Annotated in this window: 9 protein-coding genes; 1 reads left to right on the top strand and 8 read right to left on the bottom strand. The window is 65.5% G+C overall.

Annotated features, from left to right (window positions below; all coding sequences use genetic code 11):
- Nucleotides 1–27 precede the first annotated feature (27 nt).
- From OPU69_RS04500 to OPU69_RS04470, 7 genes are all read right to left on the bottom strand, one after another.
- Complete coding sequence (locus tag OPU69_RS04500; RefSeq protein ID WP_067513249.1) at nt 28–2,703, bottom strand: TonB-dependent receptor plug domain-containing protein; 2,676 nt, start codon at nt 2,701–2,703, stop codon at nt 28–30.
- Nucleotides 2,704–2,813: 110 nt separating this feature from the next.
- A complete protein-coding gene (locus OPU69_RS04495; protein WP_498509486.1) occupies nt 2,814–3,386 on the bottom strand; it encodes a GNAT family N-acetyltransferase in 573 nt (190 codons plus the stop codon).
- Nucleotides 3,383–4,990 (bottom strand): flavin monoamine oxidase family protein, encoded by a 1,608-nt coding sequence (locus tag OPU69_RS04490; protein WP_498509485.1) that lies wholly within the window; start codon nt 4,988–4,990, stop codon nt 3,383–3,385. The genes OPU69_RS04495 and OPU69_RS04490 overlap by 4 nt, the downstream gene beginning before the upstream one ends.
- 361 nt (nt 4,991–5,351) lie before the next feature.
- Entirely contained in the window at nt 5,352–6,635 is a 1,284-nt protein-coding gene (locus tag OPU69_RS04485) for a sugar MFS transporter (RefSeq protein ID WP_498509484.1), read from the bottom strand.
- A gap of 78 nt (nt 6,636–6,713) precedes the next feature.
- Complete coding sequence (locus OPU69_RS04480; RefSeq protein WP_498509483.1) at nt 6,714–7,892, bottom strand: MFS transporter; 1,179 nt, start codon at nt 7,890–7,892, stop codon at nt 6,714–6,716.
- A gap of 127 nt (nt 7,893–8,019) precedes the next feature.
- Nucleotides 8,020–10,644, bottom strand: coding sequence for a TonB-dependent receptor (locus tag OPU69_RS04475; RefSeq protein WP_498509482.1), 2,625 nt, complete (start codon nt 10,642–10,644; stop codon nt 8,020–8,022).
- A 22-nt stretch (nt 10,645–10,666) separates the two neighbouring features.
- On the bottom strand, nt 10,667–13,195 hold the full coding sequence (locus OPU69_RS04470) for a glycoside hydrolase family 3 protein (RefSeq protein WP_498509592.1): 2,529 nt from the start codon (nt 13,193–13,195) through the stop codon (nt 10,667–10,669).
- A gap of 108 nt (nt 13,196–13,303) precedes the next feature.
- Here OPU69_RS04470 and OPU69_RS04465 point away from each other — a divergent pair, with 108 nt between their 5' ends.
- Nucleotides 13,304–14,383 (top strand): LacI family DNA-binding transcriptional regulator, encoded by a 1,080-nt coding sequence (locus OPU69_RS04465; protein ID WP_498509591.1) that lies wholly within the window; start codon nt 13,304–13,306, stop codon nt 14,381–14,383.
- A gap of 8 nt (nt 14,384–14,391) precedes the next feature.
- On the opposite strand, the gene OPU69_RS04460 is transcribed toward OPU69_RS04465, so the two are convergent.
- Entirely contained in the window at nt 14,392–15,591 is a 1,200-nt protein-coding gene (locus OPU69_RS04460) for a glycoside hydrolase family 6 protein (protein WP_498509481.1), read from the bottom strand.
- Between the last annotated feature and the right edge of the window lie 14 nt (nt 15,592–15,605).

The following is a 15,605-nucleotide window of genomic DNA, read 5'->3' as shown; positions in this document are numbered from 1 at the left end:
CTGCTCGGCCGGGGCCGGGAACGAACGTCAGAAGCTCACGGTGCCCCGGACATACCAGAAGCCACCCGCCCAGCCGAGCGGCGATGTATCGGGATAGAAGGACCCATTGGCCGCGCCGCCGGTCTGCGGATAGATGTTGCGGGTCTCGCGCTCGGGAACATTGTCGAAGATGTTCTGTCCGCCCACCGCAATGCGGTATTTCTCGGCAAAGGTGATCCCGACCTCGAGATCGGCCCAGATTTCGGCATCGAAGGTCTTGGGCCAGGGATTGGGATAGAGCGAGGCGAAGGCGGGGTCGAAGCCGGTCGCCGGCGCGAAGAAGGTGGTGATGGAGCTCGCATAGTTCACCCGCGCGGTCACGTCGAACATGCCGCTGGTGAACGTCTCCGACAGCACCGCCCGCCAGCGTGGCAGGGATTCCTCGATATTGCCCTCGCGCACGCGGTCGATCAGCGGCTGTGCGGTGCCGCCGATCGCCGCCGATTGCACCACCGAGCGGATGCTGGTCACCTCGGTCTTGTTCCAGTTGACCGCCAGGCTGGTGTTGAAGCTGCCGATGCCGGTCGTCGCCTTGTGGGTCAGCACCGCGTCGATGCCCTGGGTGCGTGTGGCAAAGCCGTTGGTGAAGAAGTTGATCTGCCCCAGATCGAGCGCATTGGCGACGCCAAGGCCCAGCAAGGCCGTGCGGTTTGCGGCGGTCACGTTGAAATTGCCCGTGATGCCGATGCGGTCCTTCACCTTGATGTTGTAATAGTCGAGCGTGAAGGTGAAGCCGCCGCCCGGCGTCAGCACCAGGCCGCCCGAAAAGCTGGTCGATTTCTCGGGCTTGAGCGGCGATGAACCATAAGCGATGCCGACGATGCTGTCGGGCCGCACCGTTGCGACCGCGACCGGCACCGGACTGCCATTGGGAAAGGCGGTCTGCACATTCTGGGTGAATTGCTGGCCCGGCGTCGGCGCGCGAAAGCCGGTGTTGAAATTGCCGCGCACCGCGATCGCATCGGCAATCGCCCAGCGCGCCGAGATCTTGCCGTTCACGGTATCGCCGAAATCGGTGAACCGGTCATAGCGCAGCGCGCCCGACAGGGTGAAGCTCTCGACGATATCGGCCTCGAGGTCGAGATAGGCCGACACGCTGTTGCGCCCGCCCGAGGTCACCGAATCCGGGCCGAAGCCGGGAAAGCCGTTCGCGCCGACCGGCTTGGTCGACAGGAAGGTGGTGCCGTTGGCGCGCTGCACCGTCTGCGCGGCGAAGGGACCTGTGACCCAGGATGCCCGGTCGCCCAGCCCCACCTCATAGCTCTCGCGCCGGAATTCGAAGCCGCCCGCGACGTTGAGCGGGCTTGCCAGCCCGATCTCCCAGGGATAGCTGAGATCAAGATTGAGGTTGGTTTCGGTCTGCACCAGCTTGCCGAGATAGAAGCTGGTCGGGCTGTCAGGCCCCAGCGAGGGGTTGAGCGTGTTGCTCATGAAATAGCGGATCTTGTTGGTACCGGTCGATCCCGACAGGTCATAGGTCATCCCGAAACCGGTCTCTCCCTTGTAACCGCCAACGATCGCGAAATCCTCGTTCTCGGCCTCGAAGAACGGGGTGAAGCCGTTGGGGAAGATCTGGCTCGCTTCGAAAGTGCGGCCGGTCTCGCTGAAATTGCCGTTGGGTAGCCGGTCGAGATAGGTGGTGTTGATCGACTTGCCGAACGATCCGGTATTGCCGAAGCCGGGCCCGCGACCGGGAATGGCGGTGGTGGTGACGCCGATCGGGCGGCGATAGTTGAAGTCATTGCCCTGGCGCTGCGTGCCCCAATTGCCGAAGAGGTACAGCTCGTCCCTGTCGCCCAGCGGCAGCGAGGCGTTGAGCACCACGCGATAGGCGCGGTTTTCGGGCTGACCCAGGCGGTTGCCCTTGGCGATCGGCGGGCGGATTCCGGCGGCGACGAGCGGCGCAATTTCGGGGCGCGGGGCCGAACGGTCCCAGATATTCTGGTCGATGAACTCGCCGGTGACGTTGAAGAAGCCGCCATCGCTGCCGAGCTTGAACCCGGCAATCGCCGAGATCTGCGTGTCCTGGCCGTCGCCCTGGTAGGTCTGGCCATAGCGCGCCTGCATGTCGATGCCGCTGTCCTTGGTGCTCAGCCCCAGATTGATCACGCCCGCGATCGCATCCGACCCGTAGAGCGCCGATGCGCCATCGCGCAGCACCTCGATGCGGCCCAGCGCCTGACCGGGAATCTGCGACAGATCGGGCCCTTGCGAGCCCTGCGCCAACTGGCCGCCGGCGACCTGCACCAGCGCCGAGCGGTGCATGCGCTTGCCGTTGATCAGCACCAGGATCTGGTCGGGCGGAAGGCCGCGCAGCGTCGGCGGGCGGACAAAAGCCGAGGCATCGCCGAGCAGGTTGCGCTGCTGGTTGAACGAGGGGACCAGCGTCTGCAGGATGGTCTGCAATTGCGGGCTCGACTGGGTCGCCAGATCCTCGTTGGTGAAGACGTCGATCGGCACCGAGGATTCGATCACGGTGCGGTCGGTGCGCCGCGTGCCGGTGACGACGATATCGGCCCTTTCGGGCGCGTCATCTTCCTGCGCTGCGGCGTCGGCCACCGGCTGCTCGGCCGTATCGGCCATAGCTGCGGCCCAGCCGGTCTGCGGCGCGGCGAGCAGTGCCGTCGCGAGCACGGCCCGCGAAATACCTCCATTCATTCTCATCTAAAGCCCCCGTTTGTTTTGCGTTTGGGCCTTTCGATCATCATCTTCCCCAATCCCGGGCTGTGGCGCCCGGATATGTTGGTTCGTTCCTGCGATGACGTTTCATGAGATTATGTCTGGACTGCCGTGTCGGGTGCGACCTCCTGTTGCGAGGGTTCGAAAAGCGTCTTGCGCATCGGCACGAAGCGCAGCGCGATGCCGTCATAGTCCTGCACGACCTCGCCTGCGGGCCGGTAGCCATGCGCGGCATAGAAGGGCACGCCGGGCAGCGTCGCCATCAGCTCTGCCTGGGTGAAGCCCGCCGCGCGCGCGGCCTGTTCGCACGCATCGAGCAATGCCGAACCGATGCCGCGCCGGGCAAATTCGGGCGCGATGAAGAACGCCCTGATCTTCGCCGGGGCGGCGGAGGGATCGACAAAGCCCATCTGCCGCTGGGCAAAGCGATCGGAGCCGAACAGGGTCGCGCGCCGGCTCCACCCCCCGCACCCGGCGATCCGCCCGTCCAACTCGACCACCAGATAGGTGCCGTCGCCGACCAGCTCGCTATCGATGCCGAAGACATGGGTAATCGCCGCTTCGGTCTCTTGCCGAGAGTAGAAACCGATGCTGAGCTGCCGCGCCGAAGCGGCGATCAGCCGCTCGAGCACGGGTATCTCTTCGGACCGGGCGGGGCGGATGATCATGAGGCGGCCGCGTTCCTTCCCGGTTCGGTCAGCGCCCGCGCCCGCATCTGGTCGACCAATGCGGCGACGGTCGCGTGCGCGGATTGCAGCGCGCCTTCCTGCCAGCCGGGCGTCTGGCTGAGCGCGGCGCTGGCGAAGAAGATGCGGCCATCGGGCTGATTGAGCAAGCGGAAGGCGGGCGTATCGGTCATCGGATGCTCGCCGCGATCGCGCACGCCGGGGTTCCAGTTGGGCCAGGGGCCCAGGCTATAGGGAATCTTGCGCCAGTTGACGACCAGCGGAGCGGTGCAATCGGCACCATGGCCGGGATGGACGCTCTCGATCGCGGCGCGCGCCATCGCGATCTGTTCGGCGATCGGCCTTTTGGCAAAGGCCTTGCCCGGCTCGCCCGAGCTGTAACAGCCCAGGATCATGCCCCTTTCGCTGTGCAGGCCCCAGGAGGGATACCAGATCAGGCTGATCTCGCCGCCGACAAAGGTGAGCCCGCCATAGATCTGGTCGCGCTCCCAGAAACGCGGTGCCTCGAACGCAACCTTGTTCGAATCCTCGTAAAGTACGCCCGCAATCGCGCTGGCGACAGGCTTGGCAAAATTGGCCTCGATCCTGGCCAGCACCGGAAAGGGAATGGTGCACACGCAGTAATCGGCCTTGATGACCCGCGCCGCGCCGCCGGCCGTGTCGATATAGGCGATCTCCACCCCGGCCTCGCTCTGGCGGATGCGCTGGACATCCGCGTTCAGCACCGCGCGTTTCTTCAGGTTGCGCTCGATGCCGACCGAAATCTGGTCCATGCCGCCCACCGGCTGGAACATGGTCGCCTGCATGTAGAGATTGTCCTCGAAGCCCATCATGCCAAGCTGCTCGTTGGCGAGCAAATCGGCGAGCGGCACCGGCGCATTGGCGGTCTCGAAGCTCGATATCCCCGCCCCCGGCCCTGTCCTGAAGCCCGAGCGGGTCGTTCCCTTGAACGCATAGTCGCCCTGCAGATCGCCATAGGCTTTCAGGAACGGCAGCAGCTTCGCCTTTTCCTCGACGCTGAGCGCGGTATCGAGCGCGCCCTGGTTGACCGCCTTGGCGAGCAGTTCGGAGACATGACCGCGCATGTCGTTGATCGCGGTGCGCATGCGCAACTTGCTGCCGTTCTTCGCGACCAAATAGGCCGAGCGGCTGGAATTGACTTCGACTTCGAGCGGCACGCCGAAGCGCTTGGCATAGCCGAGCACACCTTGGTGGAAACTGGGCAGGCGTGCAGGGCCGGCGTTGAAATACAGGCCTTCGGAAAAGCGGGCGACCTGGTCGTCCTCGCCCAACATCGTGATGCGATCACCATCGCGCACCGTCCAGGCCTTGCCGCCGACGCGTCCCCGCGCTTCGAGCAATGTGACCGCAAATCCGCGCTGTTCGAGTTCATAGGCCGCAACCAGCCCGGCAAATCCGGCACCGAGCACCACCACCGAGCGGCCGTTGCCCAGATCGCCCGGCATCGGTTCGAGCGCTGCAGCCTCAGCGACTCCGAACCAGCCCATCGACTGCATTGCGCCCGCGACGGCCGCAACTCCCCCGGCCGCACCGATCCGGTGCAGCATCGTTCTGCGTGTGATCACCTTGTGAATGCCCCCATTCGAAAATGCAGGCCTTGCCGACACCCTCACCCGTCATGGCCAGGCCATCCCGACGCAGCGCTTTCCCTGGCCAACGCGCAGGGTTGCGCCGCCCTTGTCGGGTGGCCGCCTTGTTGTGCGATACAAAATAACTGGTGAAACCAGATCAAGCGTGCCTGCAATAAAATGTGCAGAAACCGCTCGTTCTTAACCGAAAACGTCTATTCTCAGCTGATCGTCGAATAGAAACATCGTTTGCAAACGTGCGCAAGAGGATTCTTCGCACGTGCGAAAAAATTATTGTGCGCTGCGGCACAAGCCCTCCATCGCGACCCTGGCCAAGCTCGCTCAGGCTGTGCTGCAATCAGGCGATCCGGCTGCGCGCATACCAGCCATATCCGCCGATCACCGCATAGCACAGGGCCGGCAGCACCAGAGCCAGGCCGAGCTGGCCCGACAGGTCGGCGATCGCGCCGGTGGCGAGCGGGATCACCGCCCCGCCGAAGATCGCGATGTTGATGATGCCCGATCCGTCGGCCGCGCGCGGACCCAGGTCCTCGCACGCCAGGCTGAAGATGGTCGGGAACATGATCGCGTTCATGAGGCCAATGGCGAGCAGGCTGTAGCCCGAGACCATGCCTTGCGTGCTCGTCGAGACGAGGATCAGCGTGATCGCGCCTGCGGCCACGGCAGCGAGCAGCGTGCCGGGGCTGACGAAGCGCATCACGCCCGATCCGATGAACCGCCCGACCATCGCGCCCCCCCAGTACAGGCCGATCAGCTTGCCCGCCGCCTGTTCGCCCAGTGCCATGACATGCGCCTGCATCAGATAGTTGACGATCAGCGATCCGATCGCGACCTCGGCGCCGACATAGAGGAAGATGCACAGCGCGCCGAAGCCGAAGCGCGGGCGCGCGAGCAGGTCGAACCCGGCCAGACCGCTGCTCGCCTCGTGCGTTTCGCCCTTCAACCGGTTGCGGAACAGCCAGACCACGCCGGCCACCACCGCGATCGCGGCGGCGATGCCGAGATAGCCATTGACGATCGCCTGGCTCTCCGCCGTGCGATAGGCGTCGAGCGCGGGGCCGGAAAGCTGGTCCGCGCTGAGGCTGGCGAGGCTGCCGAGGATCAGCGCCGAACCCACGATCGGGAAGACGGTGGTGCCAAGCGAATTGAACGCCTGCGCGAACGTCAGGCGGCTGTGTGCGGTCTGGGGCTTGCCCAGCATCGAGATCAGCGGATTGGCGACGACCTGGACGATCACGACGCCGCTTGCCAGCACGAACAGCGCAAACAGGAACAGGCCATAGGTCGCGTTGCGCGAGGCGGGAATGAACAGCAGGCAGCCGAGCATCATCAGCAGCAGTCCGCATACGGCGCCGCGCATGTAACCGACTTTCTTGACCAGCTTGGCGCCGGGAATGCCGATCAGCAGATAGGCGGTGAAGAAGCAGAACTGCACCAGCATCGCCTGGGTATAGTTGAGCGTGAACAGCTCTTTCAGCTTGGGGATGATCACGTCGTTGAGCGAGGTGATGCCGCCGAAGATGAAGAACAGCCCGAACACGAACAGCCTGAGCTCGGGCGCGTCGACATGGTCGGTCGCGACGCCGGGTTTGCCATTCATGTTCTGCGGTGCAAGCGCCATTCGATCATCCTCACATTATCGGCGGGGCATCGCCCGCCTCGCCTTGAATAGAGCAATTGGACGCGCGGCCAAGCGGCATCACGCGTCGTTCGGCAGGCTGAGCAGCAGCAGCGCTGACGCCAGCGCCAATAGGGCAAGTACCAGGAACAGGCTGGCATAGCCGAAATCGGGCACCATCGTGATCGCGATCCACGGCATGATCAGCGATGGCGCGGTGTTGGTGAGATTGAACAGCCCGATGCCCAAGCCGCGCGAGGTGGCATCCGGCAGGATGCGCAGCGTCTGGCTGGCATGCAGCGCCAGGAACGCGGCATTGGCGGTGACGAACGCCAGATAGGCCAGCTTGGCGGTGGCAGGGGTTCCGGCCAGCGCCATGACCAACAACCCCGCCGAGGCGACCAGCGCGGTCAGCGCCAGCGCCTGAAACGGACGGCCATGGTGGTCGCTCCACCGCCCCAGCAGCAGCGCCGCGCCCACCGACAGGCCGAGCCCCGCCGCATAGAGCAGCATCTTGGCCGCATCGTCCATCGTGGGGTCGAGGCTGCGGAGCCAGAAATAGAGATAGGCGGCCAGCGCCGCGCCCGACAGCTGCATCAGCAGCCGCGCCAGCCATACGCGCTGGACGACGGAGGCGGCGCGCGCAATTGCAGCGGGTCGGCGGGTGGAACGATCTGCGTCCGGAAAGGGTCCTGATCGCGCAAACAGCAGCAGCGGCAGCACCAGCACCAATGTCATGGCGGCGATGGTCGCGGCGCGTGTCGCCAGCCCCTCCGCCGCTGTCGGCAGCAGCATCGCCGAAAGCGCGCCCAGCGGCGGTGCGAGCGACAAGAGGCCGCCGAGCAGGCCCTTGCGATCATCGGGCACCACATCCCCAGCCCAGGCTATCAGCGGCGTCAGCATCAGGTTGAGCGCGATCTGCCAGGCGACGACCAGCCAGAGCAGCGCCATCACCGTGTCGCACCAGACGATCGCCAGTTGCAGCCCGACCGTGGCGGCCAGCCCGGCCGCGACCCAGGAGCGGCGGCGGCGCGTCGCATCGCTCAGCCAGCCCGACGCCACGCCTGCAGCGCTCGCCGCCAGCGCGCCAGCAAACACGATATAGCCCAGCCAGCGCACGTCATCGCTGCCGGCAAGCTCGGTCACCCGCGCTGGCAGCACCAGCATCAGGAAGGGCGTATAGGCGATCACGCCGCCGGCATAGGCGAGCGCATAGAGCGGCAGGAATGCAGGCGACAGGCGCGTAAGGGGCCCGGTCACAATGTCAGCCGCCCGCCGCTCATGTCCTGTTCCAGCTACCTCTGCCTTCATCGGCCTCGTATCAGGCCCATTGTACCGGATCGCGCGCCGCCTGGGGCGAACGATCCGGACCTTGGCCCCCTTTTGGCTAGAAGTCGACGCGGAAACGAATGCCATAGCTGCGGGCATCGTTGAGGAAGCGGATGTTGAGCGAAGAGCCCACCAGCGCCTTTTGCGAGGCGATCTCGTCGAGGAAATTGCTCGCCCATGCCTCGATCCGACAGTTGTTGACCGTGTATCCCATGCCCAGGTTGAGGGTTGCAAAGCCGTTCTGACGATCGGCAAAGCCTGCAGAAAGCGCCGTCTGGCGGGTTCCGTCAAGAAAGACGATATCGTCCTCGTTGAACTGGCTGAGGAAGAAGGACGAACGGTAGTTGAGCAGCGCTTGCCAGTCGAACCGGCCGGGCCCCGCCTGGAAGGATTGCGACAGTCGCGCACTGATGTTGATCTTCGACGCCAGGGGCAGACGGTTGCCGACCAGGCTGATCAGTGGCGAGTTGCCACCCGCACCGAAATCCTGCGCGCGCGCATCGGCCACGGTGCCACGCGTGATCTTGGTATCGAGGAACGCCGCGTTCAGATCGACCGCGAAATTGCCCGGCAGCTTGAAGCGCAATTCGGCTTCTGCACCATAGATGCGCGAGGCACCGATATTGCGGTTGACCAGCGAATAGCCGTTGCAGACCGGCGGTGCCTGGGTGGTATCGAGATTGATGCAGGTCAGGTCCTGGAAGACCTGGTTATTATAGTCATAGTAGAAGCCGGTGAGGTTGAACACCGCCGGGCGGTTGAACAGGTCGAAGGCGTTGCGGCTGCCGACCTCATAGACCAGCAGATCCTCGGGCCGGAACTCTTCGGGAATGGTCGATCCGTTGAAGCTGTCGTTGAAGCCGCCCGATTTGTGCCCGGTCGAGACCTTGGCATAGAGCATGTGGTCGTCGTCGATGTCGAACTCCACGCCCACGCGCCAGTCGATGAAATCGAACTTGGCGCGGCCGACCTGCTGGCCGGGAATGGTGAGATTGGCATAGCTGAACCCGCCATTGGTGTTCGAGGGATTGACTGCGGGGCAGTTGACGAAGCCATTGTCGATATCGGGCCGGTCGATACAGGTGCCATTGGGGTTGGTGCCATTGGCGATCGATCCGATCTGTGCGATCAGCGTGTCGCGCAGGCCCGGGCGCGCGATGCCCTCGATCAGGAACTGCGCCTGGCCGCGCGGCGTGGTGATGTTCGACACGTCGAAATTGGGTCGGTCGAGCAGCGCCGGGCGGAAGCCTTCGGTTCCCAAACGCGTCGCGAAGCAACAGGCAAAATCCTCACCGCCCAGCGTCAGCGCCCAGTTGCCGCCGATGCCGAACCGCGATTTCTCCTCTTCGGTATATCGGATACCCGCGATCAGCCGCAGCCGGTCGGCGACGTCATAGGTGCCGTCGGCATAGAAGGCGAAGCTCTCGCCCTTCACGTCGGGCATGACGAATTCGGTCGCCGAATAGCAGCAATAGCCGCGATCGGCGAGCGCGAGATAGCCAACGGCCTGGTCCTCGTTGAAATAGAAGCCGCCCAGATTCCAGCGGAACGGCTGATCCTCGTTGGCGAAGATCCGCGCCTCGTAAACCTGGCTCTTGGACTTGGTCTGCCAGAAATTGCCCGAGAAATTGTCGTACTGCACCGCCGACAGGTCACGACCGGGGAAATCGATACCGTCGCTTGAGGCGTTGACCTGATAGAAATCGACCGAGCGATAGCTTCCGGTCAGCTCCGCGCCAAACGTGCCGAAATCATAGGCAATCTTGCCCTGGACGCCCCAGAGCTCGTTCTCCATGTCCCCCTGCAGCCCGCGATAGACCACATCCCTGAGGTTCAGCTTTTCGGGCCGGATGCCGGTGGTGGCCACGGCGTTGAATATGTTCGCGCCCGGATAGCCGGTGCCCGTTTCCCTGCCATAATCGCCGACGATCGAGATGCTGAGCCGGTCGCTCGGCTCCCACAGGAACGACAGGCGTCCGGCGTAATTCTCTTCAAGGCCAGCGGGCTTGAGCGTGTTTGCCGGTGCGCCGGTCGAGACATTGTTGAAGCCGTAATCACGGTTGATGTAATAGGCCGCTGCCCTGAGCGCTGCAGTGCTGCCAAGCGGCACGTTGATCGCGCCTTCGGCAGCGTAAGACGAGCGGTTCGAATATTCGGCCTGGGCATAGCCGCCGAACTGACCCAGCCTGGGCTTGGCAGTGATGATGTTGAGCGTGCCGGCCAGCGCATTGCGTCCGTAGAGCGTGCCCTGCGGCCCCTTGTTCACCTCGACGCGCTCGAGGTCGTAGAACATCAGGCCCAGCCCGCGCGGACGCGGGATATAGGTGCCGTTGAGATGTGGGGCAGCGCCGGGATCGCCGAGCTCGGTATTGTTGGCCGAGCCGACGCCACGGATGAAGATTTCGACATTGCCTTCCTGGTTGGCGATGCTGAGACCCGGCACTGCGAGCTGCAGCTGGCGCAGCTCGACAATGCCGTCCTGGCGCAGCTGTTCTGCCCCCAGCGACTGGACCACGCCCGAGACGTCCTGCGAATTTTCCTCGCGCCGGTTGGCGGTGACGATGATCTCGTCCTTGTCGCTGTCCGCGCCCTCTGCAGGGCGCTCCTGGCCATAAGCGGGCATCGCCGCCGTGGCCGACAGCAGCGCAAACAGCGCGGCGCGTGCGAACTGGTTCCTCTTCATGACATCCTCCCTAATCCTGATATTATTTGCATTGAATGACGGGCCCGGTCGGCGAGACGATTTTCGCCGAGGACATGACGATTTCGAGCTTTCCTGCGGTCGCGAGGCTGAGCGGCGTGTCGACGCGGGTCATGTCGACCCCGGCCTTGGCGAAGCAGCTCAGCGGCACCGCGATGCGGGTCCATTTGCCGGTCTTTGCGGCGGCAGTGAGCATGGGGGCGAGCGGGAAGCCGCCAGCACACTGCGCGCCGCACCCCATGACCAGGCTGACATCAGCCGTGGGCGGGGTATCGACCCTGAGTTCGATCTCGAGCGCGAGTTCGCCGTTCGACTGGCGCGAGAGATCCTCCGCCTCGCCCATCATGATCGCGGCAACCGCAGGCCCGGCGCCGGTCCAGCGCAGCCGCACCGAATCTTCCTGCGCGATGCGGTCTGCCGCCCGCGCCTCGATCAGATCGGGACCGGGATTGGTGGAAAGCGCGCCCGGCGGACCGATCAGCAACCGCCGCCCCGCGCCAGGCTTGCCCGCGGCAAACAGCACGCCCGGATCGGCCGCGGCGACACTGGCGCGCCCCTCGGGCAGCGGGGCGAGGTCGCCCTTGTCGGCGAGCGTCAGGCCGAAGCCGTAGGCAAATAGCGGATCGTAATTGGCGTCGCCGATATTGACCGCGGTCTGGTCGCTCGATTTCGGCCAGCTATAGGGCAGCTTGCCGCGAAAATTGGCCTTGCCGAAAAGCATGTCGGCCACGCCGCCGCCTTCCGATCCCGGCAGCCAGGCCGCGACGAACGCATCCGAGGCATTGAGGAACGGGTTGACCCACATCGCCCGGCCCGAAAGGAAGACCGAGACGGTGGGAATGCCCGCTGCCTTGAGCTTGCGCAGCAGCGCGAGCGACGTCGCATCGTCGTAACCGACATCGGGCCGGTCGCCCTGGAACTCGGCATAGGGCTCCTCGCCGAACACCACGATCGCGACATCGGGCTTGGCCGCAAAGCTGCCATCGGGCGAGAGCGTCGCGGTGCCGCCTGCGGCCCTGACCTGCTCGTCAATGCCTTCCCAGATCGATTGGGCGTTGGGGAAATCGCTGCGCTTCGTCCCCGTGCCCTGCCAGCTCAGCGTCCAGCCGCCGGTCTGCTTGGTGAGGTTGTCCGCGCCGTCGCCCGCGACCAGGATCTTCGCGCCGGGTTTGAGCGGCAGGACGCTGCCCGCATTCTTGAGCAGCACCAGCGATTCGCGCACCGCCTGCCGCGCCAGCGCGCGGTGCTCCGCGCTGCCCAGCAGCTCGAACCGCCCGCCATAGGGCCGGGCAGAGGGCTTGCCCGCCTCGAACAGCCCGGCGCGCAGCTTGACGCGCAGGATGCGGCGCACCGCATCGTCGAGCCGCACCATCGGCAGCGTGCCCTTTTTCGCGTGCTCCAGCGTGGTGCGCCAGAGCGTCTTCCAGCTGTCCGGCGCCATGTACATGTCGAGCCCGGCCACGGCAGAGGCAGCACAGTCAGTCGCGGTGCAGCCTGCGACCTGGCCATGGCCGTTCCAGTCGCCGACCAGGAAGCCGTCGAAATTCCAGCGCTGCTTGACCACATCGGTCAGCAGCGAGCGGTTGCCGTGCATCTTCACGCCGTTCCAGCTCGAGAAGCTGACCATCACCGATTGCACCCCGGCGTCGAGCGCGGGGAGATAGGGCGGGCTGAACAGGTCGCGTAAGGGTGCCTCGGCCATCTGGGCATCGCCCTGGTCCTTGCCGGCATGCGTGCCGCCATCGCCCAGGAAATGCTTGGCGGTGGCGATGATATGCGGCCCGCGCAGCCAGTCAGAATCGCCCACCCTGCCCTGCAGCCCCTCGATCAGCGGCGCGGCATAGCTGGTCGCGATCTCGGGGCTTTCGCCAAAGCCCTCATAGGTGCGGCCCCAGCGATCGTCGCGCACTACCGCCAGCGTCGGCGCGAAGGTCCAGTCGAGCCCGGTGACGCGCATCTCGATCGCGGTCGCCTCGCCGATCTTGCGGACGAGCTCGGGGTTCCGCGCGGCACCCAGGCCGATATTGTGCGGAAACAGTGTCGCGCCGACGACATTATTGTGCCCGTGCACCGCATCGCTGCCCCAGATGATCGGGATGCGCGGCAGTTTGCCATTGGGCTTCATCGACGCGGCGTAGAAGGCATCGGCAGCGGCAAGCCAGTCCTTGGCGGGCGCGTTGTAGCGGTTGCCGGGGTCCGAATTGCCGCCGTTGAGCACGGAGCCCAGATGATAGCGATGGACGTCGTCGGGCGTGACGCTGGCAATATCGGCCTGGACGATCTGCCCGACCTTCTGCTCGATCGACATCGCCGCGATCAGCGCGTCGATCCGGCGTTCAATCTCGGCATCGGGGTTCAGCTTCGATTCGCGCTGCGGCCAGAGCTCGGCATGCGCTTCGGCGCTGGCGCCTGCCGCAGCGGTGGTGGCATCGGTAGCGGCGGCAAGCGGCGCGATCCCCAGCGCCAGGGGCCAGGCGAGCGCCGCAAGCGACACAGCACGCAATGCAAGGACAGCCCCACGCGGCACGATCATCATCCCTCCCATCCTGTCGGCGGTTGATGCGCCTGACAACGTTTACCGATTCTCGGTCAACGTTTACCGCTATCCATCGACACAAGTCAAGAGAGGCGCTAAGAGAAGCTGGGTCGCAGCGGTTCCCCCAGTTCCGGGGGGCCATCCAACCGCCTGGAGGGGACGATTTCGAAGCGAACCACGATCGTCGACATCGCAAGGGTTGCAGGCGTCACGCCCAAGACCGTCTCGCGCGCGCTCAACGATGCTCCCCATGTCAGCGCCGCCGTGCGGCAGAAGGTGAAGGAGGCCGCCGAGGCGCTCGACTATCACCCCAATCTGGCGGCGCAGAGCCTAATCGCGCGCCGCTCGTTCCTGATCGGGCTGACCTATGAACGGCCCAGCCCCAGCTATGTCGTCGAGCTGCAGAACGGCGCGCTCAGCCGGCTCGACGATGGCCGCTACCGGCTGGTGGTGCTGCCCTTCGCGCATGTCGCCAGCCGCCCCGAGGAGCTGGGCAAGCTGCTGCTGCGCGCCGGGCTCGACGGCGTGCTGCTCGCGCCGCCCGCCAGCGACCAGCCGCTGCTGCTCGACATGCTCGAACGCCAGCGGCTGCCCTATGCGCGGATCACCCCGCACAGCGATCTCGATCGCGGTCTGGTGGTGGCGATGGACGAGAGCGCGGCGGGCCATGCGGTGGCGCAGCATCTGCTCGCGCTCGGGCATCGCCGGGTCGGGATCATCCTGGGCGATCCCTCGCACGCCGCGAGTATCGGCCGTCTCGAAGGCTATCGCCGCGCCTTTGCCGAGGCGGGCGTTGCAATCGACGACGATCTGATCGTCACCGGCGATTTCACCTATGCCGTGGGCTATGAGGTGGCGCGCACGCTGCTGGCCAGCGCGAAACGCCCGACTGCTGTCCTGGCGCAGAATGACGACATGGCCGTGGCGGCGATCGCGGCGGCACGAGAACTGGGCCTCTCGGTGCCGCAGGACCTTTCGGTCGCCGGGTTCGACAATTCCGAAGTGTCGCGCACCGCCTGGCCGCCGCTGACGACGGTCAACCAGCCGGTCGCGCAAATGGCCTGGGATGCCGCCGACCGGCTGATCGCGATGCTCGACGGCAAGACGGTGCCCGAGCTGCCGCAGCGGCGCGACCATGCGCACGAGTTGCTCGTGCGCGCCTCCACCGCTGCCCCTGCCGCCTGACCGATCCGCTATTCCTGCTTCAGGGGCGGCTCGGCGCGCTCGATCAGCTCACGCGCCTGGCCTGCGAACCACTGACCCGCCGCCGGTGCCTTCACCCCCCGCTCGGGATCGTTCGGCCCCGCAGTCCCACGCAGGCACTCGCCGTCCGATTCGCCCGGCACCTTGATCCACAGGAAACCATCGACATAAGGCTCGTCGGTGGTCAGCGTCGGGCGGCGTCCCAGCCCCCGGCCCGGCGGGTTGCACCAGACCTCGGCATCGCGATAGCGCCCGGCCGGCGGCTTCCACGAGCCCAGGCCATTGCGGCTGGAATCGATCAGCGCGTGCTTCTGCGTCGCGGGTTTGCGCTTAAGGCCCCGCTCGGCAAACAGCCGGTCATAGTCGGAATCGATCCGCCTGCGGTTGCTGGGCTTTTCAAAGGGTTCGGCCGAGAACTGGCTGGGGCAGGCCCGCGGGTCCATCCCGCCCTGCGTCACCAGCGCGATGCAATCGCTGACCCAGCGCGCATAAGGCACGACGCGCGCATCGCTCTCGAAATTCGAGACGTTGAGGAAGAAGCCCGCGACCTTGTCCACATCGGCGCGGATCAGGCGGTTCGCGATCTCGCCAGGCGCAAGCCAGCTGCTGCCGGTGCCGTCGAGATAGACGCGCGCCCGTGGAAGCGCGCCCAGGATTGCGACCGCGCCGCGCAGCTGGTCGTAGCGCCGCGACGCCGCCGCCTCGTCCTGCCCGTCGGGACGGCATCCTTCCAGATCGCCCGCCAGATCGCGGTGCCAGGGAATGACGCCGAGGCCATCGGGCTCCAGCACGATGATCGCCTGACGGTTGCCGACCCCTCTGGCCAGCCCGGAAATCCATGCGAGATAGGCCGCGCCGTCTGCTGCTCCGCCCGCCGAATAGAGCGCACAATCGCGATAAGGGATATTGTACGCGACCAGCACCGGGATTTGCCCCTTCGCCGCCGCGCGCTCGGTGACGTCGCGGGCCTGGGCCTCGACGATTTCGGGCGTTCCGTAAGCGAGCCAGGTCGCCGAAGGAATTTGGGCCAACAGCAGCGCATCTTCACGCGCCGCACCCTCGAGCTTCTCGGCAGCTTGAACCGTCGTGCTGCGCTCATCGACGAAGAGCGTCGGCGGTTTCACTGCCGCCACAGCCATGACTGCGGGCACTAGCAGCGCCAGTACAAAAGCGAGGAATTTCAGACGCATCACCGCTCCCTATG

This window comes from Blastomonas sp. 34TW (genome assembly GCF_059803595.1).
Note: the sequence above shows the minus strand (reverse complement) of the source record. Positions and strands in the feature narration are given on the sequence as shown.

Coding starts and splice junctions, on each gene's coding strand:
- OPU69_RS04495 (WP_498509486.1), bottom strand. CDS start 3,386: ATGATCATCCGCCCCGCCCGGTCCGAAGAGATACCCGTGCTCGAGCGG.
- OPU69_RS04485 (WP_498509484.1), bottom strand. CDS start 6,635: ATGGCGCTTGCACCGCAGAACATGAATGGCAAACCCGGCGTCGCGACC.
- OPU69_RS04460 (WP_498509481.1), bottom strand. CDS start 15,591: ATGCGTCTGAAATTCCTCGCTTTTGTACTGGCGCTGCTAGTGCCCGCA.
- OPU69_RS04470 (WP_498509592.1), bottom strand. CDS start 13,195: ATGATCGTGCCGCGTGGGGCTGTCCTTGCATTGCGTGCTGTGTCGCTT.
- OPU69_RS04475 (WP_498509482.1), bottom strand. CDS start 10,644: ATGAAGAGGAACCAGTTCGCACGCGCCGCGCTGTTTGCGCTGCTGTCG.
- OPU69_RS04500 (WP_067513249.1), bottom strand. CDS start 2,703: ATGAGAATGAATGGAGGTATTTCGCGGGCCGTGCTCGCGACGGCACTG.